The organism is Bradyrhizobium erythrophlei (genome assembly GCF_900142985.1).
In the GTDB taxonomy this organism is placed as follows: domain Bacteria; phylum Pseudomonadota; class Alphaproteobacteria; order Rhizobiales; family Xanthobacteraceae; genus Bradyrhizobium; species Bradyrhizobium erythrophlei_B.
This window is the reverse complement of sequence record NZ_LT670849.1, coordinates 114,264-138,241: the sequence shown is the minus strand read 5'-3', so window position 1 is coordinate 138,241 and position 23,978 is coordinate 114,264. Positions and strand designations below refer to the sequence as shown.

Genomic DNA, 23,978 nt, shown 5'->3' with positions numbered 1-23,978 from the left:
GAAGAGAGACGGGTGACTGGCTTTCGTGCTCGAAACAGGCCCGCCTTAAACCCGCGCGCATCGAGAGCATGCCTAAAGGACTGGCAAAGCCTCCATTTGGCGGGCGGGCGTGGTTTTATGCTAGCATCGTCGAGGTGTCGAGTTTCAAAACAAAAAGGGAGAGATAACCTATGTCCATGAGCGTGGGCGTGCTTGACCATTTCAATATCCGGACCCGCCATCTCGCCGAAACCGTACGGTTCTACGAGGACGTCCTGGGCCTCGAAAAGGGCGAACGGCCGAATTTCGCCTTTCCCGGCGCCTGGATGTACAGCGAGGGCAAGGCGGTGGTGCACCTGGTCGATATTTCGCCGACGGCAGAGGCGCAGAAGGCCGATTCCGGCGTGGTCCATCACGTGGCCTTCGTGAGCCGCGGCTTCGACGCCATGAAGGCCCGGCTTCAGTCCAAGAAAATGCCGTTCGACGCGCGGCAGGTTCCGGGCGGCGACCTCTGGCAGATCTTCGTCAACGACCCAAATGGGGTGATGATCGAGCTGAATTACGAGGCCGCCAAGGAGCAGGGCGAGCGTCCGCTCGAGCGGACCGACGATCCCGGCAGGCGCTAGATTTTAGCGCCGGAACGCTCTAACGGTCGCATCCGAAAATATTCAGGAGATGCCCCGTGGGCGCGACGCAGCAACAAGTCCAGGATGCCCTTAGCAAGGTGGCCACGCCGCGCGGCGTGAGCCTGTCCAATGCAGGCGTGCTGTCGCCGATCACGGCCAATGACGGCAAGGTGTTTTTCTCGATCAACGTGGAAGCCACCGAAGCGCGCGCCTGGGAAAGCGTTCGTGCGGCAGCCGAAGCTGCCGTGCGGGCCATTCCCGGCGTCGAAGTCGTCATGGTCGCGCTGACCGCCGAACGAAAGGCAGGGGCCGCGGCGGCTCCGCCACAGCCACACCGGCACGGCCATGGCGTGCAGAACGTGGCGGCTCACCGCGGGCCTCCGGGTGGGGCCTCGCCGATGGCGAAGCAGGCCGAAATTCCAGGCGTTGCGGCTGTCATTGCGGTTGCCTCCGGCAAGGGCGGCGTCGGAAAATCGACCACCGCGCTCAATCTCGCGCTGGGCTTGCGCGATCTCGGTTTGCGCGTCGGTCTGCTCGACGCCGATATCTACGGGCCGTCGGTGCCGCGTTTGACCGGCCTTCGCGGCAAGCCGCAGTTGAACGACGAGCGCAAGATGATCCCGCTTCAGCGCTTCGGCTTGTCGATCATGTCGATCGGCTTCCTGGTCGAAGAAGAGACCGCGATGATCTGGCGCGGGCCGATGGTGATGTCGGCGGTGACGCAGATGTTGCGTGACGTCGCCTGGGGCGCGCTGGATGTTTTGGTGGTCGACATGCCGCCGGGCACTGGCGATGCGCAGTTGACGCTGGCGCAGAACGTGCCGCTCAAGGGCGCGATCATCATTTCGACGCCGCAGGACCTGTCGCTGATCGATGCGCGGCGCGGACTGGCAATGTTCACGAAGGTCAATGTCCCCGTGCTAGGCATCATCGAGAACATGAGCTACTTCCAGTGCCCGCATTGCGGCACGCAGTCGGACATTTTCGGCCATGGCGGCGCGCGCCATGAGGCCGAGCGTCTCGGGGTACCGTTTCTCGGCGAAATCCCGCTGCACATCTCAATCCGCACCACGTCTGATAGTGGCACTCCCGTCGTCGAGAGCGAGCCGAAGGGGCCGTATGCGGCGATCTACCGGGAGATTGCATCCAAGGTCCGCGACCAGCTTAAAGCTACCCACGCGGCGGCCTGATCAAGCTCCAATTTCATATCAGACTTTCGTTGAATCAACGCGTTGATGTGGTTTTGGCCGGACCGGCTTCCGTGTTAAGCCGGGTTTAGAGCCGAAAGAAGAGCTCCGTTCAATTTCGGGAAATGTCGATCAAGGAGATGCCTTAGATGAAGCGTCGTGATTTTTTGAAGGTTTCAGCAGCGGGAGCTGCGGCGAGCGCTGTGGCTTCGCCGGCGATTGCGCAGTCCTCGCCTGAAATCAAATGGCGTATGACGTCAAGTTTCCCGAAGTCGCTCGACACGATCTACAACGGCGCCACCGAGTTCGCCAAATACGTCGCCGAGATGACCGACAACAAGTTTCAGATCCAGGTTTTCGCCGCCGGCGAAATCGTCCCGGGTCTGCAAGCGCTCGACGCGACGTCGAACGGCACCATCGAGCTGTGCCACACCGTCTCTTATTATTATGTCGGCAAGGACCCGACCTTTGCGATCTACGCCTCGGTGCCGTTCGGCCTGAACGCGCGCATGCAGAATTCCTGGTGGTATCAGGGCGGGGGCCAAGAGCTCGGCAACGAGTTCTTCAAGAAGTTTAACGTGATCGGATTCCCCTGCGGCAACACCGGCACGCAGATGGGCGGTTGGTTCCGCAAGGAGATCAAGACCGTTGCCGATCTGTCGGGTCTGAAATTCCGCATCGGCGGCATCGCGGGGCAGGTGTTGCAAAAGGTCGGCGTCGTGCCACAGCAGCTTGCCGGCGGCGACATCTATCCGGCGCTCGAAAAAGGCACGATCGACGCGGCCGAGTGGGTCGGTCCGTATGACGACGAGAAGCTCGGCTTCCAGAAGGTCGCGAAGTACTACTACTATCCCGGCTTCTGGGAGGGCGGGCCGACCGTGCATGCCTACTGCAACCTCGAGAAGTGGAATTCGTTGCCGAAGAACTATCAGGCAATCGTCACCAACGCGGCGGCCAATGCCAATAGCTGGATGGCCGCGCGTTACGACATGCAGAACCCGGCCGCACTGAAGCGACTGGTCGCCGGCGGCACCCAGCTTCGGCCCTTCACCAACGAGGTGCTCGAAGCCTGCCTGAAGGCGACCAACGAATTGTGGGCTGAAATCTCCGCCAAGAATGCCGATTTCAAGAAGTCGATCGATGCGATGCAGGCCTATCGCTCGGACGAATATCTGTGGTGGCAGGTGGCGGAATACACCTTCGACAGCTTCATGATCCGCTCGCGCACCCGCGGCTAATTGTCCATTTAAGCGTGTCCGGAGGCCCGGCGTCGCAAGACGCCGGGCTTTTTGCGTTGCGAGATGAGAGATCGACATGGAAATCCGAAATCGGATGCTTCATGCTCGGAAATACCAAGGCCTCGAAACGAAGGCTGACACAGATCATCAAACGGCAAGGGAAGGGAATTCAATGAAGCGTCGCGACTTTATCAAGGTCACGGGAATAGGGGCCGCGGCGGCGGCCAGCGTCGCAGCTCCGGCGATTGCGCAATCGATGCCGGAGCTGAAGTGGCGCATGACGACGAGCTGGCCGAAATCGCTCGACACGTTGCATGGTGCGGCCGAGGTGATGGCCAAGGTGGTCGGTGAGGCCACCGACAACAAGTTTCAGATTCAGACGTTTGCGGCCGGCGAAATCGTGCCTGGCTTGCAGGTGCTCGATGCCGTGCAGAACGGCACCGTCGAGATGGGCCACACCGCGTCCTATTATTATTTCGGCAAGGATGCGACCTTCACGTTCGGCTCCTCGATCCCGTTCGGTCCCAATGCGCGCCTCAACCAGGCCTGGTACATGCTCGGCGGCGGCAAGGAGCTGCTGAACGAGTTCTACAAAAACTACAACGTCACCTCGCTGCTCGCGGGCAACACCACGTGTCAGATGGGTGGCTGGTTCCGCAAGGAGATCAACACGGTTGCCGACCTGGAAGGGTTGAAATTCCGCATCGGCGGCTTTGCCGGTCGCGTGATGCAGAAGCTCGGCTGCGTGCCGCAGCAGCTTGCCGGCGGCGACATCTATCCGGCGCTGGAAAAAGGCACGATCGATGCCGCCGAGTGGGTCGGTCCCTATGACGACGAGAAGCTCGGCCTCTACAAGGTCGCGCCGCATTACTATTATCCCGGCTGGTGGGAAGGCGGCCCGATGCTGCTTGCGATGATCAATCTCGACAAATGGAATGCGCTGCCGAAGTACTATCAGAACATCCTCGAGCAGGCTGGCCACCTCGCCAACAACTGGATGATGGCGAAGTACGACACGGTCAATCCGACCGCGCTGAAGAAGCTGCTGGCGGGCGGCGCCAAGCTGCACGGGTTCTCGCAGCCGATCATGGAGGCGAGCTTCAAGGCGGCGAGAGAACTGCATGCGGAAGTCGCCGCCACCAACCCCAATTTCAAGAAGCTGCTGGATTCGCTGACGGCTTATTCCAGCACGGGATATCAGTGGATCCAGGTCGCCGAAGTCGGCTACGACAACTTCATGGCGCGCCACGCGCAGATCTGATCCAAAGCGGCCGACAAAACAAAACCCCGGAAAGCCTGGGCTTTCCGGGGTTTTCATGTGGACCAAGCGCTATGAACGGACAACGCACCTTTCGATATGGCGCATGCGGCCAAGGAAAAAGCCGCCCAAGTCTCGCAATTACATGAAACCCGGATTGCGGGGCAGATATCTAGTCCAATCGCCGAAATCTCGGGTCGACATCAGGAGCATGGGAAACGTGATTCGCATCCCATGTTCGACCGCGATGCTCAAAGCCATCTCGCTTGCGCCAGGAAGAAATGCCGAGACCTTCGAAGCGCTGCTCTCCGCGGCCAAGGCGATGGCGGTCCTGAAGGCGGTGGCAAGTGCGTCGGGCCGCGAGACCGCGAGAGGTCCGATGTGGCCGCTGCTACTGACATAAGCATAGCCAACGCAGTCGTCCCCGGCGTAAAGGGCCACGCCTCGCGTCGCGGGCTCATTGATCAGATACCGGTGATGCTTCTCGCGCGATATGCCCAGCACGCGGGCGTCAATTTCGGCAAGGCTCTTCAGGTCCGAGGCAGTCTCTTCGAGCCGGGCATGTCGGAATTGCGCGCCCGGTGGCCGGCCCAGCAGACGATCACGTGTGACGTCGAAAAAGTAAATCGGAAACCGCGGGAATAGTCCGTGGCGAATATAAAGGCCTTGCGATACCCGGTTGAAGGTGAAGGTGATCAGAGCCCTGGTGGTCGCACCGGAATTTTGCGCATGTTCAAATGTTCGTTGCAGCAATTCGTTGCCGATGCTGCGGCCTTGATGTCCGGGTGACACGAATAACTGCGCGAGAAACCACAGATCGCCGCAGGTCCAGCTCCATGCGAAGCCGAGGATTTCATCGCCTTCTTCCGCCACCCACAGGCCGCCGGGATCGTCCTGCAACGAAAATAACTAAAAATGGGGCGGATGCGAAACGGCCATCGCTCCAAAGCCGTGACGTACGGTGAGGTCGTTAATGCTGGCGACGACGAGCCGGTCCGCTCGCTCCAGATCCTGCGCGCGGGCGGGTCTGCACCGGATCGGCATTTGACGAGCCCCCAAGGAAACCCTTCACTGTGCCAAAGATCAAGTAGCTAGGCCGCGACGTCAAATAATTTATCGGCTTTAAAGACGGACGGCGCATGGGCAATTTGCCTCAGCCCCGGGTCGCTTCGAGCATAAGCCGGCATGGCAACGTGACCACGGGATGTCGGTTCTGCCCTCAGAAGCGGACATCGCCGTAGCCGCCAAACACGTCGGCTAAGTGCCAACAGCAGACATCCTCACACCAGAAGTAAAATTTCGCAAACAAGCCCGTCATTGCGCCAGTCAAAGCGAACTGTACCCTTTTGCTGGACGATCATTTGTTCGATGATACGGCTCCCGAGTCCCTTTTGCGTAGGTTTCTGCGCGATTGGACCACCTGTCTCAATCCAGCGTAGTCGCAATCGACGGTCAGCCGCGTGTGACCATTCCAAGCGGACTTGGCCGTGGGGCGTGGACAAAGCACCGTATTTCGCAGCGTTGGTGGCCAACTCGTGCAACGTTATCGCAATAGCTTGAGCGGCGTCTGGCTCCAACATGGCTTGCGGGCCATCTATGAAAGTTCGTTCGCCGTTCATCGCGGAATAGGGAGCTAGTTCCTGTGTCGCAATCGCCGTTAGCTCGGCACCGATCCAGCGTGTTGCCGCGAAAAGCGAGCAGACATTTGCTAGTGCCTGGATGCGTCCAGCGATTATCTGTTTGAGACCATCTGGCGAGCTTGACTGAGACAGATTGACCGTTGCCAATGCGTTCGCAAGTAAGTTCTTGCTGCGATGCTCGGCCTCCCGAGCCAAGGTCACGATCAGCTCCTGATTTCTCTTCTGCTCGGTAATATCTCTCGCAATCTTTGATGCGCCGACGATTTTGCCGTTGGCATCTTTGACAGGAGAAACGGTCAGTGAAACGACGATCGAGTTGCCGTGCTTGCGTTGCCGAACAGTCTCAAAATGATCGATGCGCTCACCTCGTCGGATGCGCGTTAAAATCTCACGTTCTTCGCTTTGCCGATCCTGAGGGATCACAAGAGTAATGGGTTGACCAATTGCCTCGCTCGCAGAGTAGCCGAAGACGCGCTCAGCACCGCTATTCCAGCTTGTAATGATACCATCGAGATTTTTGCTTACAATCGCGTCGTCGCTGGATTCGACTAAGGAGGCCAGCCAACGCAACCGTTGTTCGCTTTCGCCAAGCGCAGTTTCGATCTCCATACGTTTGGTAATGTCGCGATTGGCTTCGAGCACCAAGTTGCCACTAAACAACTGCATATGACTCTCGACGACGACTTTTCTGCCATTTTTGCAGGTGTGACGTAGCTCGCCCGACCAATCTCGCCTATCTTTGAGTTGCGAGCGCAAGTCAGCAAAATCAATCGGAAATTCAGTCCGAAGCAGAGCGTGGCTTGTATGTCCCACCGCTTCGTCTTGCGCGAAACCGTAAAGCCGCTCGGCACCTGCGTTCCAGAACTCGATTGGCCCATCCAGTCGCCACGCGAGCATCGGTTCGTAGGATAGTGTCAGCAGATTGGCCAAGCGCTCCGCACGTTCGAGTGCCGCCTCGTTGGTAGCAGGCTCGCGCTCAAGTCCCACGTTGTCTTTCCGCCTCACAACGAACCCTCAGGCCCCCGACGCCGCGCGGACCTTGGACAAAATTATAGCACTTGTGATCGTCTGGGGGCGGAAATGTGAGGTCCCTTTTGGGTCCAAAGTGAGACTTCGAAAAGCGAATGGTCCACGTCTGTTTGTCCCCCAGCAGCGGACCCTGATCAGGGCAAAGGCTTTGTCAGCTTCGTGCCAATTTCGGAAGTAGGCTCACTCATCACCCCGGCTGATCGACCAACAAAGGGAATCGGTGGTCTTCGGTAGCTCTTGCCGATAAGGATTCCGGCTCGATCAAGGCCTTCTTCAAAGCCGAATGCGGTTCCAAAGGTTTGTCAATTAGCGTAAGTATTCGCGTGAGCCAAAGGTGATTGTTATGCGAACACCTGAGACGCATTATGCAAGGTCTGGCGAACTTCGGATCGCTTACCAGAAGTGGGGCGAAGGTCCAGCCCTGATGATCGTGCCACCTCTCATTAGCAACGTAGAAATCGTTTGGGAGCACGAGTTAATTGGCCGCTCCCTTGAGTACCTTGGGAAGCATTTTACCTGCGTGCATTTCGACAAGCGGGGTATCGGACTTTCGGATCGCTTCGACGAGCTTCCAACGCTTTCACAACGCATTGAAGACATCGGGGCTGTCATGAGCGCCGTGAGTTGGGAAAAGGCACATTTCTTCGGCATCTCCGAGGGAGGTGCCATGGGGCAGCTTTTCGCGGCGGATTTTCCAGAGCGAGTCGAGAGCCTGGTGCTTCTCAACTCCGTGGTACCCCCGCGTTACCGGAAGCGTATCCCCGACTACGTGCAGGACGGCGATCTCCCCTTGCGAACGACCAAGGAGATTTACGAGCGTTTCCTCAATCTGGTCGAAACCTGGTCTGAACAACCGGCGTGTATGGTAGACTGGATGACGCCCAGCCAAAGTGGGAACGGATCCTTCATTCGCTGGACCGGGCGATTGCAACGCATGACATGCAGTCCAAGGGATTTGCGTAGACAGGTGGAGAGTATCCATACTCTGGACGCCGGAGATGCCCCAGAACGAATTTCAAGTCGAACCATGGTTATGCATGTCAAGGGAGACCAGGTTCTTCCGGTCGCTGGTAGTCGGCTTTTGGCGCAGATCATCCCCAACGCCGTCTACCGTGAAATTGCGGGCGACGACCACTTCGCCTGGATCATGCCGAATTGGCGCGATCCGACCGATGCAGCTATCGAGTTCTACACAGGCGCGGCTCTGAAGCGAACTTCCAGTCGTAAATTCGGAGCGATCCTTTTCACCGATATTGTTGACTCGACCCGTCAATCGTCTGCTTTGGGCGACGCAAAGTGGCGTGCAATGCTTGAAGGTCATGATCGGGTGACGCGCGAACTCATCGGTCAACACGGCGGCCGGTTGATCAAGAGCACAGGCGATGGCCTGCTTGCAATCTTTGACGCTCCTTTTCAGGGCGTAGCTTGCGGTATTGAAATGTGCGATGCCCTTGGCGGGATGGGCGTGACAATCCGCGCCGGTCTGCACGTTGGACAAATCGAAGTACATGATGATGGCGACATCTCGGGAATTGCGGTGAACCTTGCCGCCCGGGTCGAGCAACATGCGGCCGCCGGAGAACTTTGGACTTCCTCTACGGTGCGCGACATGATGCTCGGCGGCGCTGATACCTTTGGCGATCGCGGCGAGCATGTTCTGAAGGGGATCGACGGCAGCTGGAGGCTGTATTCGGTCCGATAAGCCGGCCCTTGAACACGCGCCTCTGCTACTCGGGCGGTGTCCGCTTTGGGTCTTGGTCGTGTCAAAACGGCCTTAGCGATGTCGCCCCTGGCAGTCGGCCCAAGTGGTGTCTCAGGCCACGATCGCGGCGATCAGCGGCTTGATCCCGACGATGTTCATTACCCGGGTCAGATTGTAGGCGAGAACCGAGAGGGCCATCTCGGCGGCTACTTTTGGAAGCGTTTTTGTGAGGAAGTGCGTCGCCCCCATGCGGGCTTTCATCGTGCCGAACGGATGTTCGACTGTCTCGCGCCGCTGCCGCATGGCCATGGGGTTGTTGTCGAGGCGCCTCTGCATTTCTTCCAGCACATGCTCATGCTCCCAGCGCGTAATCCGCCGCTCCTTGCCGGTTGTGCAGCTAGCTTTGAGTGCACAGTCGCGGCACGCATTAGTCCAATAGCGCCGTAGCTGCTGCCCGTGTTCCTCATTGGTGTAGTGGTAGATCAGCTTTTCGCCAGCCGGACAGCGATACGCATCCTCGTCGCTGAGATAGACAAAGTCCTGTTTGCCAAAGCGACCCCGTGCCTCAAGACCTGATGTCATCGGCTTGGGAAGCGTCACCGCAATTCCCGCCTTGTCGCAGGCAAGGATTTCCTCGCTGCTGTAGTAGCCACGATCAGCAACGGCTTCTAATTTTTCGACACCGAGGACATCCTTTGCACGAGACGCGATGTTGGCGAGTTGTGCCCGGTCCGAGCCGGTGTTCGTTACCTCGTGCGCGATAATCAGGTGATGATCGGTATCGACCGCGACCTGCACATTGTAGCCGACAACGCCAGACCCACGCCCGCTCGTTGCCATCGAACGGCTGTCGGGATCGGTCAGAGAGATTTGCTGGTCAGGCGAAGCCAGCATCCGCTTCTCGTAAACCGCAAGCTTGCCCATTTCCTCCTTCAGTTTCGTCAGTTTCTCGGTGAGCCTTGTCACCTTCGCGGCCAGCGCTTCAGTCGGCTCCTGCCTGTCGGCGGTGTCGAGTTGGCTCAGATAGCGCGCGACGCTCTCCTCTAGCTGAGCGCGTCGCCGCTCCACCTTCGCTTTTGTGAAGTTCCTGTCCCGGTTGTTCACGGCCTTGAACTTGCTGCCATCAATGGCAACGCTCGTCGTCGCGAGAAGGCCCATTTCACGGCAGAGTTCGACAAAGCGCGCACATACCTTGCGAAGCGCCAGACCATTGTCTTTGCGGAAGTCCGCGATCGTCTTGTGATCAGGCGCGAGCCGACCCAGCAACCACATGACCTCCACATTGCGTCCGGCCTCTCGTTCCAGCCGCCGGCTCGACTGCAGCCGGTTCAAATAGCCGTAGATGTACAGCTTCAGGAGAACCGAGGGATGGTACGACGGCCGACCAGTTGCTGCCGGCTCTACCCCTTCGAAACTCATCTCGGCCAAGTCGAGCGCGTCGCCAAACACGTCGATCACACGAACCGGGTTGCTCTCGTCAATAAAATCATCAAGGCATCCGGGCAACAGCGTCCATTGCCCACGATCCGCCTCCTCAACGAAGCGCCTCATCGATTTCTCCAAGAATCACTGGAGAATCATAACAGCGACGATGCGTTTTCACACAGCCAGGGTCAAACTCGGACCTCAGGCGATGTCTGATCGACGTCCGTTTGTCCCCCAACAGCCGACATGTGGCGACCGCAACGACATGTCGGTTTTGTGCCAAAAACCGAAGTCACTTACTTAAGTCGATCAACGCTTAGATACGGTCAAGGATCAACGCCGCACTTTCAAAGCTTGAACCAAGGCTGCAATCGGCTTCACCTTCGCGTCATGACCGGCAGCCACGGCGAACGTCGTCCTGCCGATGCCGTTTGGACCAACCAGGGTGACGAGCCGTCCCTGTCGAATCCAATTGCGAACCTGGGAAACATCCGCTCCGCCGCCGATCAGTATTAGAGGTCGCGCAGCGAGCCTTCCTCGAAAATTGGGGTCATTGCTTCCGCCGTCCTTGCCATCTTCAACTCGGACGACCTTCGCCACGAAGCAATAGCCTCTCCCCCGGATGTTCGCGATGTATCGATCGCCGAATTGGCCGTCCCTGAGCGCCTTGCGGATGGCGGCTACATGGACGCGCAGACTTCCCTCTTCGACGACAACGTCCGGCCAGACGTGATCAATAAGTTGCTTCTTTGGGATGACTTCGCCGGGGCGCTCCGCCAAATATACAAGAATGTCGAGTGCCCTGCTGCCGAGGGGAAGCTCCATGCCTTCGCGCCGAAGTATCCTGTCCCTGCTCGAAAGCTCGAAAGGGCCGAACCTTAGGCTTCCGTAGACTCCATCCCGAGACATGGTTGCCAAGCCCAGTCGATGACGGTGGAAGACACGAGGCCGTATACTTCCTCGATCCGTGAGTCCCGAACACTACTGGTTACCGCGGCTTCCCTTCAGCCGCCTCAGCGCTAGTCCTGGAACGCCGCTGGCTGCAGAAGCGAGGCATCGACCGAAAGGCGAGTAGTCCAGAGGTTTCTAGTTCTCACCATAGGCAGCGGGCGCGCGCCGGGGTCTTTGCAGATTTTACTGTTATTTGCCGATCCGAGCATTTTATTAGATTTTGGGCCGCAGCACGCTAGACGAGGGAACCTAGCTTTCATACCGTTCAAGCCCGTGCGCAAGGGCTTCGGCCATGACCCAAAACGCAGACACGTCGCAATACACGAAGGGTGCGTTCGGAAGTAATCTGGCCGCTCACTTTCACCTAAAGGAGAGTGAGCAAGTTTCTACAGCGTGGCCGGTAAACAATCTTTTCGCTATCACGCGTTTGCAGTCCGACGCTGGCCTTCCGGACCGCACGACGCCTGTCCCAAGGGAAGCTGCGCTCCTTATTTCGGTTTCGATTCTACCTGTGCCGCTGCGCACCTACGAGCTTTGGATCGACGGAAAGGCCGTAGATGTTGGAAAGGCTATAGGCGCTCCGTATATTCCGTCGTTCCACACGCAATTCTTTGACCTTCAGTCTGATCCGTGTTGCTGGACAGGGACTGGTTTCGACTACGTGCACTACCATGTGCCTAGAGCTGGGTTGGACGAAATTGCGAAAGACCACGGGATAAAACCGGTCGGGTCTTACAGGTTTGCACAAGGTGAGCACGATATCGTACTGGCCCAGCTCACGCAGTATGTCTTGCCCCTCATAGGCTCGCGCGACTGGACAAACTCCCTGGCGCTAGATCAATTTAGCCTTATCTTCGGCGCTCACGTACTGAAGACGTATGCCGGTGTTCCTCCTTTGGGCGTCACAAAACGAGGAGGGCTGGCCCCGTGGCAAGGGAGGCGCGCCACCGAGATGGTTAGGGAGAATCTAGATGGGGGCGTTCGTCTTTCCGACTTGGCCCGTGAGTGCGGGCTATCGGTGAGCCACTTCACACGCGCCTTCCGGAAGAGCTTCGGTGTTTCTCCCTATCGCTGGCTCCTTGAACGAAGGATTGACTACGCGAAAGCGCTGCTGCTCACCAGCGATCTTCCCATCGCCAATATCGCCTTGCAATCGGGCTTTTCCGATCAGTCCACATTCACGCGTGCATTCGGAAGGATCGTGGGCGATAGCCCGAGCCGATGGAAACGCTCCGTAAGTTCCCGAGCCTGACGCGGGCCGATGCCATGCTTCAGAATGTCCGTTCCGTCAAAAGCCGACATGGCAACGTGACCTCGGGATGTCTGTTCTGCCCCTCATAAGCGGACATCGTCGCTATATGCCCACGCCCTAGTTCGGCCGAGCGAGTTCATAAAGCAAAAAACCCCGGAAAGCCTTTGCTTTCCGGGGTTTTCGTTTGCCTCTATGTGGACCGGGACTACTTCGCCGGCGGTCCGAAATCGAGCGGCGGCAGGTCGATCTGCGGCACCTCGATCCTGATCTGGTTCAGGTCAACATTGGCCGGCTTGTCGAGCAGGCCCGTCACCGTGATCGGGAAGGCGATGACAAGCGCGACCATCACCATCTGCAAGCCGACCCAGGGCAGCGCGCCCCAATAGATGTCGGAACTCTTGACCTCCTTGGGCGCCACGCCGCGCAGGTAGAACAGCGCGAAGCCAAATGGCGGGTGCATGAAGGAGGTCTGCATGTTCACGCAGAGCATGACGCCGAACCAGATCAGCGCCGCATCGGGGCCGACCACAGGAGCGAGGATCTTCTGGGCGATCGGCGCGATCATCGGCAGGATGATGAATGCGATTTCAAAGAAATCCAGGAAGAAGGCGACAAAGAAGATGAAGAGGTTGATGAAGATCAAAAAGCCCCAGACGCCGCCCGGCAGCGAGGTCAAGAGGTGCTCAAGCCAGACGCCGCCGGAGACACCGAGGAACACGACCGAAAAACATGTCGAGCCGATCAGAATGAAGGTGACCATGCACGTGATGCGCATGGTGGTCTCGTAACCCTGCTTGATCAGGTCGCGCAGGTCAGGAATGCGAACCGCTTCGAGGCAGATCCAGAGCACGGCGAGATAGGTGGCGGCAAAGGCCAGTTTGAAGATCAATCCTTCGGTGGCAAACATGCCGACCATCGTGCCGATGCCGCCGGCGATCGCGCCGATGATGAGGACCTTGCGGCCGGTGGTCGAAAAATCCTTGCTGTGAATCGCCGCGAGCACGATGGCGCCGACCGCGCCCATGGCGCCGGCTTCCGTCGGCGTCGCGAGGCCCATCATCATGGTGCCGAGCACGACGAAGATCAGCACGGCCGAAGGAATGATGCCCATCAGGCATTTCTTCCAGAGTGCCCAGCCGGTCAGTGTGCGCGCATCCTTCGGCACCGGCGGCACGTGGCTCGGCTTGAAGATGCCAAGCACGAAGGTGTAGCCGGCAAACAGCAGGATCTGGAACACCGACGGTCCCCACGCGCCGAGATACATGTCGCCGACCGACTTGCCGAGCTGGTCGGCGAGCACGATCAGCACCAGCGACGGCGGCACAAGCTGGGTGATGGTGCCTGAGGCCGCCAAGACGCCCGTGATGTAACGCATGTTGTAGCCGTAGCGGATCATCACCGGCATCGAGATCAGCGCCATCGCGATCACTTGTGCCGCCACCGTGCCGGTGATGGCGCCGAGGATGAAGCCGACGATGATGACGGAGTAGCCGAGCCCGCCGCGGATGGGACCGAACAATTGTCCCATCGAGTCGAGCATGTCTTCGGCCAGGCCGCAGCGCTCGAGGATCGCGCCCATGAAGGTGAAGAAGGGAATCGCGAGCAGCAGCTCGTTGGAGAGTACGCTGCCGAATACGCGGCCCGGAATGGCCTGAAGGAAGTTCAGGTCGAAGAAGCCGAGATGAATCGCAAGAAAGCCGAACGAGAGCCCGACCGCGGCGAGCGTGAACGCCACGGGGAAGCCGATCAGCATGGCAACGACCAGGCCGCCAAACATCAGCGGCGGCATCGTTTGCAGCGTAATCATTGCGTCGGCCTCTCGTATTTCGCGTCGATCGTCACTTCGCCCCGCAGCGCCGCGATGCGTTTGATGACTTCCGAGACGCCTTGCAGTGCGAGCAGGACGAAGCCGGATGGGATTACGAACTTGATCGGCCAGCGGAGCAGTCCGCCGGCATTGCCGGACATTTCGCCGACGGCATAGGCCTGCATGAAGAACGGCCAGGACAGGTAGGCGAGCAGCAGGCAGGCCGGGATCAGGAAGAACAGCGTGCCGATCATGTCGAGCCAGAGCTGGCCGCGCTCGGAGAGAAACAGGTAGAAGATCTCGACCCGCACATGCTCGTTGCGCTTGAACGTGTAGGAGGCGCCGAACATGACCAGGAACGCAAACATGTACCATTGCAGTTCCAGCCAGCCGTTCGACGAATAGCCGAAGGCGTAGCGGACCATCGCATTCGCCGCGCTGACGACGCAGGCAGCCAGCACCAGGAAGTTGCAGATGTATCCGATCTTTTCGTTGAGAGCGTCGATCGCTTCGCTCAGCGCCAGCAACGGACGCATCGCGCCTGTCCCGGCGGCCATCAAACGCCGCCCGCAGCTTTTGCGAAGCTAAAACGGATTCCGCGCATGCGGAATTGCAGTACCGATTGCAACCGATGTCCTCCCCCGGCGCCCGTGCCGTCTTCTACTCGCCGATCCGATGCAGCGGCTTTTGTCAGGCGCGAAAGCAATAAAAACCGGCCGCACCATTTCAGCGCGTTACGGCCCCGTCAATTGGAAAATGGGCAAATTGACGAAGGATCAAGCGGTTGGAGGGCTAGTGGTCCAATCCTCCTCAACCGCCGGTAACACTCATATGGCGGCTGACGCTCGGCCGGTTGTGCCGGCGGTCGATGATGAAATCATGGCCCTTCGGCTTCAGGCCGATGGCGCGATCGATGGCGGCCGCGAGCAGATCGTTGTCGGGCGATGCGCGCAGCGGCTTGCGCAGGTCGGAGGCATCCTCGTGTCCGAGACAGGTATGCAGCGTACCCGTGCAGGTGATGCGCACGCGGTTGCAGGCCTCGCAGAAATTATGCGTCATCGGCGTGATGAAGCCGAGCTTGCCGCCGGTCTCATGCACGCTGACATAGCGTGCCGGTCCGCCGGTGTTCTCGGCGAGGTCGGTCATGGTGAAGCGCTTGGCCAGCCGCGCGCGCACCAGCGACAGCGGCACGTATTGATCGATCCGCCCGGCGCCGATGTCGCCCATCGGCATCACCTCGATCAGCGTCAGTCCCATGCCTTTGCCGTGCGCCCATTCCATCAGCGAGGGGATTTCGTCCTCGTTGATGCCCTTCAGCGCGACCGCGTTGATCTTCACGGCAAGGCCCGCCGCGCGCGCCGCCTCGATGCCCTCAAGCACCTTGCCGAGATCACCCCAGCGGGTGATGGCGCGAAACTTTTCCGCATCCAGCGTGTCGAGCGAGACGTTGATGCGGCGCACGCCGCAATCGGCGAGTTCGTCGGCAAAGCGTGCGAGCTGCGAGCCGTTGGTGGTCAGCGTCAGCTCGCCGAGCGCGCCGGAGACGAGGTGGCGCGACAGCGAGCGCACCAGCGACATCACGTTGCGGCGGACCAGCGGTTCGCCGCCGGTCAGGCGCAGCTTATTCACACCCTTGGCGATGAAGGCCGAGCACAGCCGGTCAAGTTCCTCGAGCGTCAGGAGATCGGCCTTCGGCAGGAAGGTCATGTCCTCCGCCATGCAATAGAAGCAGCGCAGGTCGCAGCGGTCCGTGACCGAGACGCGCAGATAGCTGATCGTCCGGCCGAACGGATCGGTCATCGGACGCAACAGGGCAGGCGAGGGAGACAGGGCTACGGTCATCATATGCCTTTGGGCGGACAGCCTTAAGGGAATGCCCTCGGGCTTCCGGCCCTTGTGCGACGGTTCGAAAGTCCGCATCACCGATGCCGCGACTTCCTCATGCGGACTTTTGAACCAAAGCCGCACTAGATCAATAGGTTTGGCTAGTGTCCTATCGATTCCGAAGTTCGTAAACGAGGGGCCGCAAGCAGTGCGAACTTCGGAAGCGGGGCACTAGCGCAGTCAAGCGTTATCTCAATGTAGGCACGTTGGACATCCTGCACAATCCGGCAAAACGCCAGATATCACGGGCTCTTGTGCAGTGCGGACAATTAGCGCTGGGGAGGGGCGGCCTGGTCGATCGAGCCATCCGGGGGCGCCGCCGTGGCGGGCTTCTTCCGCTTCGGGCGCATGGGCGGCTTTGCCGCCTTCGGCGGCGGGCCGATCGGCTGCAATTCGGCGACCACCGGGTTCGGCTCGACCTTGATGGTATTGTAGCCGAATATCCCGCCGTCGACCTTGATGATGTTGACCGGAACGCCGGCCGGCTGCCGGCCGGGCAGCGAATAGTTCACCAGGAAACTGGTGGCGCTGTCCGGCGGCGTCACGCTGACCGAGCAGGGCGTCTTGCAGCCGGGCCCGAGCGAGGTGCGCGCTTCGGCGCCGGGCGGCGTCGATTCAAGCTGAACCTGAGCGGAAGGTGGCGGTGATCGGAGCGAACTGAAATAGTCGCCCGACGAAAACGATGAGCAGCCGGCCAGGCCGATTGCGGCTACGGCCATCGCGAAAGCACGACGCATGATTGACCCGTCACTCCAAGGTCACGGGCCCCGCTGGGTATAGGTCGGGCCGTGATCCCATCTCGATTGTGCGGGCACGTCGGTCGCGAACCCCCGCGAAGCGCACTTTGCCCGCGAAGAAACCGGTCAATCCGTCAAAGTCATCCACCGGTGCGGCCAACTGCCACAATCCCCGAGGCCGACCATAGGAGCCTCGGCATATCAGCGCAACCAGCTTGGTTAATTGATGGTTAACGTTTGCGGCCGGACGCAAACAATATTTGGAAACAAAGAGTTGAACGGGGAACTGAAGCTACCTCGCGAGCGCTTCGATCGCTGCGGTCAACTCGCTCATGTGATCGATCACGCGGTCCGGTTTGAGGTCCGCAATCGGAACTTCCGTATAGCCAAACGAGACGCCGATCACGGGAACCCCGGCGCGGCGGGCGACGCCGACATCCGGCCCCGCATCTCCCACCATGATGGCCGAGGACACGTCGCCGCCGGCGCGGGCGACCGTCTGCCGGAAAATGGCGGGATCGGGCTTGGCGACCCCGAACGTATCGGCGCCACAGATCGCGGCAAAGCGCGGGCTTAAGGCCAGCCGGTCCAGAAGCCGCTTCGACAGCCATTCGAGCTTGTTGGTGCAGACCGCGAAATGGTAGCCGCGGCCTTGAAGGTCATCGAGCGCCGCCTCGAGCCCGTCGAAGGGCCGGGAACTGTCGGCGATGTGCTCGGCATAGTAGGCGATGAAGTCCTCGGTCAGGCGCGCAAGCTCGGCCGGGGTGGTGTCGCGGCCGTCGACTTCAAGGCCGCGCTCGATCAGCTTACGCGCGCCGGCGCCGATCATGCCGCGCGCGGATTGCAGCGGCACTGGCGGCATGCCTTCGCGCTGAAGCACGAAGTTGAGCGCATTGACGAGGTCGGGTGCGGTATCGACCAGGGTGCCATCGAGGTCGAAGACGACGGTGCGGGCAGAGGACATAGAGAGACGGCTAGCTTCCCGCCGCCAAACACGCAAGGGGCGGACATTTTCCGGCCGGAAACAATCCAATTTCAGCGGACTTCCCGTCCGATTTTGGTCCCCGGAGTGTTCTGAACGCTGTTCCTGCTCTCAAAACGGGGCTAATAGTCCGCCCGGAACAAACGGGCGCTATCCACGCGGCGCGACAGGGATCGTTGGTACGTGAACTCCGAAGAACTGAAACGCCAGGCGGCGGCGCGCGCGCTCGAATACGTCCAGAGCGGGATGAAGCTCGGGCTCGGCACCGGATCGACCGCCAGGCATTTCGTCGAGCTATTGGGCGCGCGGGTGCGCGACGGCCTAGAGGTGATCGGCGTGCCGACGTCGGAGACCACGCGCCATGATGCCATCCGCTGCGGCATTCGCCTCACCACGCTGGATGAGGTCGACCGCCTCGACCTCACCGTCGATGGCGCGGACGAGATCGACCCCGCGCTCAACCTGATCAAGGGCGGCGGCGGCGCGCTGCTGCGCGAGAAGATCGTGGCTGCCGCCTCCGACCGCATGATCGTGATCGCCGACGACACCAAATGGGTCGAAACGCTGGGCCGCTTCCCGCTGCCGATCGAGGTCATCCCGTTTGGCCTCGGCGCCACGCAGCGGGCGATCGAAAAGGCTTTCGTTGCCTGTGGCGTTGCCGGCGAATTAGTGGTGCGAAAAGCCAAAGACGGTCACGTTTTTGTCACCGATGGCGGCCACTGGATCGTCGACGCCCATCTCGGGCGCATCGGCGATGCGCCGGGTCTTGCGCAGTCACTCGGTCTTATTCCGGGCGTCGTCGAGCACGGGCTATTCATCGGTCTTGCCAGCGTGGCGATGCTCGCCGGCTCCCAGGGAATTCGTGTTGTTGAGCGGCAATAAACGCCGCCAAAAGGAGAGATTGAAATGAAACGTTCATCGGGAATTTTGCTCGCCGCCGGCGTGGCGCTGTCGCTGGCGCTTTCGGTGCTACCCGCCGCCGCGCAACAGCCTGGCGCCCCGCAAGTGCCCGAGCTCAAGCCGGTGTCGGCTTCCGCCATGCAGGCGGCGCGTGACCTGCTCACGGTGAAGAATGTGGCCCAGGTCTACGTCAATGCGGTGCCGAGCATCATTCAGCGCACCAAGGACCAGTTCCTCGCCAACAACCTGAGCTATCAGAAGGACCTCAACGAGGTCGCGGTGACGGTCGCGAAGGACATGGCCGGCAAGGAAAAGGACATCGGCGAGCAGATGGCCAAGATCTACGCCAACGATTTCACCGAGCAGGAAATGAAGGACCTCACCACGTTCTACAAGTCGGCGCTCGGCCAGAAGCTGCTCACGATGGAGCCGAACGCGATCCAGGCCAGCATGATGTACATGAACCAGTGGGCGCAGAGCTTCTCCGAGGCGGTGGCCAACGAATTCCGCACCGAGATGAAGAAGCGCGGCAAGCCGCTGGGCTAGGCTTCGCTTTTCCCTCCCCCGCGGAACGCGCGGGGAGGGTGCGTAGGCGACCCTCGGTCGCCGTTCTTAGGTCCAAGAACGCCGATGCTTTGTATCAGCTATGCGCGCAGCGACGGTCGGGTGGGGGCGCTCGCGTCGGCAGAACGTCCGGCTTCGAACGTAATTTTTGACCCCCACCCCGGCTCGCTATCGCTCGCCTCGGACCCCGCAAGGGGGAGGGATAAGAGGCGCCGATGCAGGTCTGGTGTGATAGCGCGGCCGGCACACTTCCCACGCCGTGACAGTTCGCCTACATCTTGGGCCATGCCCATCTGACTGTGAGCGGGACTGACATGGCCGAATTCGATACCGATCTGTTTGTCATCGGCGGAGGGTCGGGCGGCGTGCGCGCGGCCCGCATCGCGGCCGGCTATGGCGCGCGGGTGATGATCGCGGAGGAGTACCGGATGGGCGGCACCTGCGTGATCCGCGGGTGCGTGCCGAAGAAGCTGCTGGTCTATGCCTCGCATTTCCATCAGGAGTTCGAGGACGCCGTTGGCTTCGGCTGGACCGTGCCGCAGCCCACTTTCGACTGGGCGACTTTAATCGCCAACAAGGACAAGGAAATCGCCCGGCTCGAGGCGGCCTACACCACCAACGTCGAAAAATCCGGCGCGAAGGTGCTGAAGACCCGCGCCGTGCTCGAGGACGCGCACACGCTGCGGCTTGCGAGCGGCGAGGCGGTGCGTTCCAAATACGTGCTGATCGCCACCGGCGGCGCGCCGAACCACGGCGAGGCCATTCCCGGCATCGAACACGTGATCTCCTCCAACGAGGCGTTTCATCTGCCGCAACTGCCGCGGCGGATCGTGATCCAGGGCGGCGGCTACATCGCGCTGGAATTCGCCTGCATCTTCGCCGGCTTCGGCTCCGACGTGACCGTGATCTATCGCGGCGACAATATCCTGCGCGGCTTCGACGAGGACGTGCGCACGCATGTCCGCAGCGAAATGGAAAAGGCCGGCATCACCATCCTGACCGGCTGCACGGTGGCCAGGGTCGACAAGCACGCGCACGACTTCACCACGCATCTGTCGAACGGCTCAAGCATTGCGTCGGACAAGGTGATGTTTGCGATCGGCCGTCACCCGAACATCAGGGGGCTCGGGCTCGAGAAGGCCGGCGTCGCGCTCGATGCGAAGAACGGCGGCATCGCGGTCGACGGCTTCTCGAAAACGTCCGCGGACAACATCTATGCGGTCGGCGACGTCACCCACCGCATCAATCTGACGCCGGTGGCGATCCGCGAGGGTCATGCGTTCGCCGACACGGTGTTCGGCAAGCGCGAGGTGCGGGTCGATCACGCCGATATTCCGACCGCGGTGTTCAGCCAGCCGGAAGTCGGCACCGTCGGCCTGACCGAAGCGCAGGCCTGCGAACGGTTTGCCACGGTCGACATCTACAAAGCGACGTTCCGCCCGATGAAGGCGACGATGTCCGGCCGCGACACCCGCATGCTGATGAAGCTCGTGGTCGACGGCGCAACCGATCGCGTGGTCGGCTGTCATATCGTCGGCGACGGCGCCGCGGAAATGGTTCAGGTGCTCGGCATCGCCGTGAAGATGAAGGCGACGAAAGCCGATTTCGACGCCACCATGGCGCTGCACCCGACCGCGGCCGAAGAACTCGTGACCATGCGTAACCCGATCGCGCGGCACGTCCGCGCCGCGGCGGAGTAGGGGCGCTTCAAAAACCCTCATCCTGAGGAGCGCGCTTGCGCGCGTCTCGAAGGATGAGGCCCGTGTGGATGGCCTCATGGTTCGAGACGGCGGTGATGCGCCCCCTCACCATGAGGATTGTGAGAATTACCGCGACCTTCGGCCGATGGCGACGCCGAGCAGAAACGCGATGGCCAGCGAACCGAGCGGCGCTTCCTTGGCGACGTTGCTCAGGACGCTCAGCGGCATTCCCGGCTGGCGCCCCGCATCGATCGCGGCCTGCACCCGCGCGATCGCCGACTTCAACGCGTCGATCGCGTCGGTGGTCCTCGGCTTCCGGTAAAGGACCGCGTCGGGATCTTCGTACATCGGCGGCGAAAGCGGGATTTCATCGTTCACGGATCTGATCTCCAAGGCGAACGTCCCTTCACGAGTAATAGCGCCCACGCGGTGGCCGGCGGGCGGGCCGCGCCAGCAGTAGCGCCAGCGCAAAGCCGATGGCGCCCGCAGTCACCAGCGATCCGATCGGGTTGTCGTGGACTTTCCTGGCGAGCGCGTCCTGGCCGTCGCGAATTGCATCGCCGCGGTGGTTGTACATGTCCTTGGCGTAGTCAGTCGCCGTGTCCGCGGCGTCCTGCACCGCATCCTTGGCTTGGCCGTAGAGGTTCTGCGCCTTGCCCGCCATCTCGCGGGCGCGGCCGCTGGCCTGGGACTCGGCGTCGCCGGCCGCCTTGCCAAAGGCGTTTTCTGTCTTGCCGGCGAAATCCTTGGCGGTGCCTGCAATGCGATCTTCGTTCATGGGGTAACCTCAAAAGCTGGTGCTTCAACGGAGTTTGATTGGCGGGATAACGGGCCTCGGGCGTAACCGTTCCTCGGGTACTTTTTGGCCTTAGGAACCGCGTGACGATTTGGTGCGTTCTCTTAGACCCTGAGGAGCCGCCGCATGCGCGCCAGGAAAAAACCGTCAGCCGTCCCGAAGCCCGGTCTGATACTGGCGGTTGCAAGCCACGTGGCCATGGGCGTCGCGCTCGCGCTGGTGTTCGCGCTGATCCTGATCTGGACGCCGTTCTTCGGCGTTCTTCCGCTCATCAACCTCAGCGACGATCCCTCCGTGACGATGGAGACTTTCGTCGGCAGCGTCGTCTTGATGTTCGGCGTCGGCGCGGCGCTGACCGGCCTCGTGTTCATGATGGAAGAGGTTTAGGCGAAGAGGTCTAGGCTGACGGCACGCCTGCGACCGCCGGCCGGCGGAATCCCATCGCCATCCACGCAGCCAAAAGCCTCAGCAAGAATTTTCCGGACTGGCCGGGACAGTTGGTCAGGCCGTCGTCGGGCAGATCAGCACCTGCTGGCCGGTCCGCCGTCATCATCCGCATCGTCGCTGGCGGAATATCGGAAGGCAAGCGGCCGCGATAGAGCGTCAGCCAATGCCCCTTGGTGAAGTCCAGGAACATGGCGCTGTTGCAGCAGCGTGCGAACATCCGCCGCGTCGGCGACTCTGCTTTCAGCCGCCGTTCTTCGAGAAGATCGCCACCCTTGACGCAACTCACCCGGTCCTTGCGGTAGAGCACGTAGTCCGTGCCGCCATCGGCGGCCAGAATCGCATCCGCGCCCGAAACTGCCTGATGCAGGCGGCCCGCCTGCTGGCAACTCTTGCAATAGCAGATGCCGTGCAGAAGCGGATCGCCGGTCACCTGCATCTCGACCTGGCCGCAGCGGCAGGCGGTCAATGTGATCTTTTTTATCATGACGCCGACATTAACGCGCGGCGCCGGAGAGAGTCTCCGGCCATGTTGAAATAATATCGCTGCCAAAACTGTCTCTTGGAGGGGTGACCTCCAAGAGGGATCAGCATGTTGCGGAAAATAACTATCGCTTTAGTGACTGGGGCGATAGCTGGCCTGGACTCTCTTGCGGCGCGCGTCGAGGGATGGTGGCACGATCGCCGCAGGCGACGCCGATAACCCCGCGCGTTCGGGGTTCATTTCGGCATCGGGATTGCGATCGCCTTGTCCTTGGCGCGGTCACCGACCCATAGCGTATCGCCGGCCGGCTCGATCGCGGTCGGGCGCGTCAGGCCTTCGAGGATCGGCACCACCGTGGCCTGATCGCCGTTGACGGTGACCATGCTGGCGCGGCCGTTGCGGTTCTCGGTGAGATACAGCTTGCCGTTGGCGGCGCGCATGCCATCCGGCCCCTTGATCGGATGATCAGGCCAGATCTGCACCGGCGCGCCGGCCTTGCCGGATGAATCCAGCGGAATGCGATAAAGATTGTTCGAGATCATGTTGTTGACGTAGAGCTCGCTGCCGAGAAACGTGATGCCGTCGACGCCGTCGAGCGTGCGGTCCTCGATCAGCAATTCGGGCTCGGAAGCGCCGGGCTTGAGGCGGAAGATCTTGCTGCCGAAGGTGTCGGCGACATAGAGCGCCTTGTCCGGCCCGACCACGAAATCGTTGCACAGGTTGATCTCGCCCGGCAACGGCCAGCGCAGTTTCGGCGCGCCGCTTTCGAGATCGAAGCTGCGCAGGATCGAATGGCGGTTCTTGCCGGTGCCGATGATCTGGCAGGCCCACAGCGTGTTGGTCGGAGCGTCGGCGAGCACGCCGAGGAAAGAGACATTGCCCTCGGTGGCGGCTACATCGATGAAGACCTTGCCTTCGGTCTCGCCCTTCCTGGCGCGGTAGATCACGGGCTTGGCGGCGCTGCCGAGGATCAGCGAACCGTCCGGCGCCAGCGTGACGCTCTCCGGGTCTGAACCGGGATCGGTGGTGACGACGAGTTTCGGGTCGGCCGCGTGCGCCGCGGCGCCGAGCACGATTGCCGCTGCAAGCGACAAAACGGAAGCGAAGGTTTTGCTGGTGTGCCTGTTGGCCGGCATCTTGATCCTCCCACGCGAGTAGAAAAAATGGCCGCAGCGTTTCGACTGCGGGCTCGTTGTTATCAGTCGTTAGTGGCGGATATTTAAAGGGGAGGGCGCGCGGAAAGACAAGCGTTGGAGTTATGTGAATATAACGGGGTCAAACGCTTGTGATGGGGTTTCGTACGTATTCGCCCCACCGGACCAACCTCTTGAAATAAATCGATTCCATTGAAAGACGTTTTGGTTGCGGGAACGCCCTCCTGAATTGGCGTTAC

Annotated in this window: 23 protein-coding genes; 10 read left to right on the top strand and 13 right to left on the bottom strand. The window is 60.7% G+C overall.

Going from position 1 to position 23,978, the window contains the following annotated elements:
- Window positions 1-170: 170 nt before the first annotated feature.
- From BUA38_RS00625 to BUA38_RS00610, 4 genes are all read left to right on the top strand, one after another.
- Window positions 171-605 carry a VOC family protein gene (locus BUA38_RS00625; protein ID WP_072815905.1) on the top strand — a complete coding sequence of 145 codons (435 nt, stop codon included), beginning with the start codon at window positions 171-173 and terminating at the stop codon, window positions 603-605.
- 56 nt (window positions 606-661) lie between these two features.
- Window positions 662-1,795 carry an Mrp/NBP35 family ATP-binding protein gene (locus tag BUA38_RS00620; protein WP_072815902.1) on the top strand — a complete coding sequence of 378 codons (1,134 nt, stop codon included), beginning with the start codon at window positions 662-664 and terminating at the stop codon, window positions 1,793-1,795.
- Window positions 1,796-1,941: 146 nt separating this feature from the next.
- Window positions 1,942-3,030 (top strand): TRAP transporter substrate-binding protein, encoded by a 1,089-nt coding sequence (locus BUA38_RS00615; RefSeq protein WP_072815900.1) that lies wholly within the window; start codon window positions 1,942-1,944, stop codon window positions 3,028-3,030.
- Window positions 3,031-3,202: 172 nt separating this feature from the next.
- Complete coding sequence (locus tag BUA38_RS00610; protein ID WP_072815898.1) at window positions 3,203-4,291, top strand: TRAP transporter substrate-binding protein; 1,089 nt, start codon at window positions 3,203-3,205, stop codon at window positions 4,289-4,291.
- A gap of 138 nt (window positions 4,292-4,429) precedes the next feature.
- Here BUA38_RS00610 and BUA38_RS00605 read toward each other — a convergent pair whose 3' ends face one another.
- Complete coding sequence (locus tag BUA38_RS00605) at window positions 4,430-5,188, bottom strand: GNAT family N-acetyltransferase (RefSeq protein ID WP_244553162.1); 759 nt, start codon at window positions 5,186-5,188, stop codon at window positions 4,430-4,432.
- Between the two features lie 380 nt (window positions 5,189-5,568).
- Window positions 5,569-6,915, bottom strand: coding sequence for a PAS domain S-box protein (locus BUA38_RS00600; protein WP_244553161.1), 1,347 nt, complete (start codon window positions 6,913-6,915; stop codon window positions 5,569-5,571).
- 385 nt (window positions 6,916-7,300) lie between these two features.
- Between BUA38_RS00600 and BUA38_RS00595 the strand changes: the two genes are divergently transcribed.
- The gene (locus BUA38_RS00595; protein WP_072815894.1) at window positions 7,301-8,659 is read left to right on the top strand and encodes an adenylate/guanylate cyclase domain-containing protein; all 1,359 of its coding nucleotides are present in this window, start codon (window positions 7,301-7,303) and stop codon (window positions 8,657-8,659) included.
- Between the two features lie 111 nt (window positions 8,660-8,770).
- Here the strand turns inward: BUA38_RS00595 and BUA38_RS00590 are convergent, their stop codons facing one another.
- On the bottom strand, window positions 8,771-10,210 hold the full coding sequence (locus BUA38_RS00590) for an IS1182 family transposase (RefSeq protein ID WP_072815891.1): 1,440 nt from the start codon (window positions 10,208-10,210) through the stop codon (window positions 8,771-8,773).
- A gap of 207 nt (window positions 10,211-10,417) precedes the next feature.
- The gene (locus tag BUA38_RS00585; protein ID WP_172805957.1) at window positions 10,418-10,909 is read right to left on the bottom strand and encodes a winged helix-turn-helix domain-containing protein; all 492 of its coding nucleotides are present in this window, start codon (window positions 10,907-10,909) and stop codon (window positions 10,418-10,420) included.
- Between the two features lie 418 nt (window positions 10,910-11,327).
- Between BUA38_RS00585 and BUA38_RS00580 the strand changes: the two genes are divergently transcribed.
- Window positions 11,328-12,287 carry a helix-turn-helix domain-containing protein gene (locus tag BUA38_RS00580; RefSeq protein WP_083587385.1) on the top strand — a complete coding sequence of 320 codons (960 nt, stop codon included), beginning with the start codon at window positions 11,328-11,330 and terminating at the stop codon, window positions 12,285-12,287.
- A 205-nt stretch (window positions 12,288-12,492) separates the two neighbouring features.
- Here BUA38_RS00580 and BUA38_RS00575 read toward each other — a convergent pair whose 3' ends face one another.
- From BUA38_RS00575 to BUA38_RS00555, 5 genes are all read right to left on the bottom strand, one after another.
- Window positions 12,493-14,094 carry a TRAP transporter large permease gene (locus BUA38_RS00575; RefSeq protein WP_072815887.1) on the bottom strand — a complete coding sequence of 534 codons (1,602 nt, stop codon included), beginning with the start codon at window positions 14,092-14,094 and terminating at the stop codon, window positions 12,493-12,495.
- Window positions 14,091-14,630: a TRAP transporter small permease subunit gene (locus BUA38_RS00570; protein ID WP_072825687.1), complete on the bottom strand. Its 540-nt coding sequence runs from the start codon at window positions 14,628-14,630 to the stop codon at window positions 14,091-14,093. Before BUA38_RS00570 ends, BUA38_RS00575 begins: the two co-directional genes overlap by 4 nt.
- A gap of 274 nt (window positions 14,631-14,904) precedes the next feature.
- Window positions 14,905-15,936, bottom strand: coding sequence for a GTP 3',8-cyclase MoaA (gene moaA / locus BUA38_RS00565; RefSeq protein ID WP_072825685.1), 1,032 nt, complete (start codon window positions 15,934-15,936; stop codon window positions 14,905-14,907).
- Window positions 15,937-16,247: 311 nt separating this feature from the next.
- Entirely contained in the window at window positions 16,248-16,715 is a 468-nt protein-coding gene (locus tag BUA38_RS00560) for a hypothetical protein (RefSeq protein WP_072815885.1), read from the bottom strand.
- A gap of 292 nt (window positions 16,716-17,007) precedes the next feature.
- Window positions 17,008-17,679 carry an HAD family hydrolase gene (locus BUA38_RS00555; RefSeq protein WP_072815882.1) on the bottom strand — a complete coding sequence of 224 codons (672 nt, stop codon included), beginning with the start codon at window positions 17,677-17,679 and terminating at the stop codon, window positions 17,008-17,010.
- Window positions 17,680-17,880: 201 nt separating this feature from the next.
- Between BUA38_RS00555 and rpiA the strand changes: the two genes are divergently transcribed.
- The 3 genes from rpiA to gor all read left to right on the top strand — a co-directional run bounded on the left by rpiA (window position 17,881) and on the right by gor (window position 20,861).
- Window positions 17,881-18,579 carry a ribose-5-phosphate isomerase RpiA gene (gene rpiA, locus BUA38_RS00550; protein ID WP_072815880.1) on the top strand — a complete coding sequence of 233 codons (699 nt, stop codon included), beginning with the start codon at window positions 17,881-17,883 and terminating at the stop codon, window positions 18,577-18,579.
- A gap of 24 nt (window positions 18,580-18,603) precedes the next feature.
- Window positions 18,604-19,143, top strand: coding sequence for a DUF2059 domain-containing protein (locus BUA38_RS00545; RefSeq protein ID WP_072815878.1), 540 nt, complete (start codon window positions 18,604-18,606; stop codon window positions 19,141-19,143).
- Window positions 19,144-19,475: 332 nt separating this feature from the next.
- Window positions 19,476-20,861, top strand: coding sequence for a glutathione-disulfide reductase (gene gor / locus BUA38_RS00540; RefSeq protein ID WP_072815876.1), 1,386 nt, complete (start codon window positions 19,476-19,478; stop codon window positions 20,859-20,861).
- Window positions 20,862-20,987: 126 nt separating this feature from the next.
- On the opposite strand, the gene BUA38_RS00535 is transcribed toward gor, so the two are convergent.
- Entirely contained in the window at window positions 20,988-21,239 is a 252-nt protein-coding gene (locus tag BUA38_RS00535) for a hypothetical protein (protein WP_072825683.1), read from the bottom strand.
- 28 nt (window positions 21,240-21,267) lie between these two features.
- A complete protein-coding gene (locus BUA38_RS00530; RefSeq protein ID WP_072815873.1) occupies window positions 21,268-21,639 on the bottom strand; it encodes a CsbD family protein in 372 nt (123 codons plus the stop codon).
- A 144-nt stretch (window positions 21,640-21,783) separates the two neighbouring features.
- Here BUA38_RS00530 and BUA38_RS00525 point away from each other — a divergent pair, with 144 nt between their 5' ends.
- Window positions 21,784-22,044: a hypothetical protein gene (locus tag BUA38_RS00525; protein WP_072815871.1), complete on the top strand. Its 261-nt coding sequence runs from the start codon at window positions 21,784-21,786 to the stop codon at window positions 22,042-22,044.
- A 10-nt stretch (window positions 22,045-22,054) separates the two neighbouring features.
- Here BUA38_RS00525 and BUA38_RS00520 read toward each other — a convergent pair whose 3' ends face one another.
- The gene (locus BUA38_RS00520) at window positions 22,055-22,588 is read right to left on the bottom strand and encodes a GFA family protein (RefSeq protein WP_072815869.1); all 534 of its coding nucleotides are present in this window, start codon (window positions 22,586-22,588) and stop codon (window positions 22,055-22,057) included.
- Window positions 22,589-22,821: 233 nt separating this feature from the next.
- The gene (locus BUA38_RS00515; protein ID WP_072815867.1) at window positions 22,822-23,721 is read right to left on the bottom strand and encodes an SMP-30/gluconolactonase/LRE family protein; all 900 of its coding nucleotides are present in this window, start codon (window positions 23,719-23,721) and stop codon (window positions 22,822-22,824) included.
- Between the last annotated feature and the right edge of the window lie 257 nt (window positions 23,722-23,978).

Bases quoted from the DNA above. Each gene is read 5' to 3' on its own strand.
- BUA38_RS00525 (WP_072815871.1), top strand. From the start codon at position 21,784: ATGCGCGCCAGGAAAAAACCGTCAGCCGTCCCGAAGCCCGGTCTGATA.
- BUA38_RS00575 (WP_072815887.1), bottom strand. From the start codon at position 14,094: ATGATTACGCTGCAAACGATGCCGCCGCTGATGTTTGGCGGCCTGGTC.
- BUA38_RS00560 (WP_072815885.1), bottom strand. From the start codon at position 16,715: ATGCGTCGTGCTTTCGCGATGGCCGTAGCCGCAATCGGCCTGGCCGGC.
- moaA (WP_072825685.1), bottom strand. From the start codon at position 15,936: ATGACCGTAGCCCTGTCTCCCTCGCCTGCCCTGTTGCGTCCGATGACC.
- BUA38_RS00585 (WP_172805957.1), bottom strand. From the start codon at position 10,909: ATGGAGCTTCCCCTCGGCAGCAGGGCACTCGACATTCTTGTATATTTG.
- BUA38_RS00595 (WP_072815894.1), top strand. From the start codon at position 7,301: ATGCGAACACCTGAGACGCATTATGCAAGGTCTGGCGAACTTCGGATC.
- BUA38_RS00555 (WP_072815882.1), bottom strand. From the start codon at position 17,679: ATGTCCTCTGCCCGCACCGTCGTCTTCGACCTCGATGGCACCCTGGTC.
- BUA38_RS00590 (WP_072815891.1), bottom strand. From the start codon at position 10,210: ATGAGGCGCTTCGTTGAGGAGGCGGATCGTGGGCAATGGACGCTGTTG.
- BUA38_RS00580 (WP_083587385.1), top strand. From the start codon at position 11,328: ATGACCCAAAACGCAGACACGTCGCAATACACGAAGGGTGCGTTCGGA.
- BUA38_RS00625 (WP_072815905.1), top strand. From the start codon at position 171: ATGTCCATGAGCGTGGGCGTGCTTGACCATTTCAATATCCGGACCCGC.
- BUA38_RS00530 (WP_072815873.1), bottom strand. From the start codon at position 21,639: ATGAACGAAGATCGCATTGCAGGCACCGCCAAGGATTTCGCCGGCAAG.
- BUA38_RS00610 (WP_072815898.1), top strand. From the start codon at position 3,203: ATGAAGCGTCGCGACTTTATCAAGGTCACGGGAATAGGGGCCGCGGCG.
- BUA38_RS00515 (WP_072815867.1), bottom strand. From the start codon at position 23,721: ATGCCGGCCAACAGGCACACCAGCAAAACCTTCGCTTCCGTTTTGTCG.
- BUA38_RS00570 (WP_072825687.1), bottom strand. From the start codon at position 14,630: ATGCGTCCGTTGCTGGCGCTGAGCGAAGCGATCGACGCTCTCAACGAA.
- BUA38_RS00520 (WP_072815869.1), bottom strand. From the start codon at position 22,588: ATGATAAAAAAGATCACATTGACCGCCTGCCGCTGCGGCCAGGTCGAG.
- BUA38_RS00545 (WP_072815878.1), top strand. From the start codon at position 18,604: ATGAAACGTTCATCGGGAATTTTGCTCGCCGCCGGCGTGGCGCTGTCG.
- BUA38_RS00615 (WP_072815900.1), top strand. From the start codon at position 1,942: ATGAAGCGTCGTGATTTTTTGAAGGTTTCAGCAGCGGGAGCTGCGGCG.
- gor (WP_072815876.1), top strand. From the start codon at position 19,476: ATGGCCGAATTCGATACCGATCTGTTTGTCATCGGCGGAGGGTCGGGC.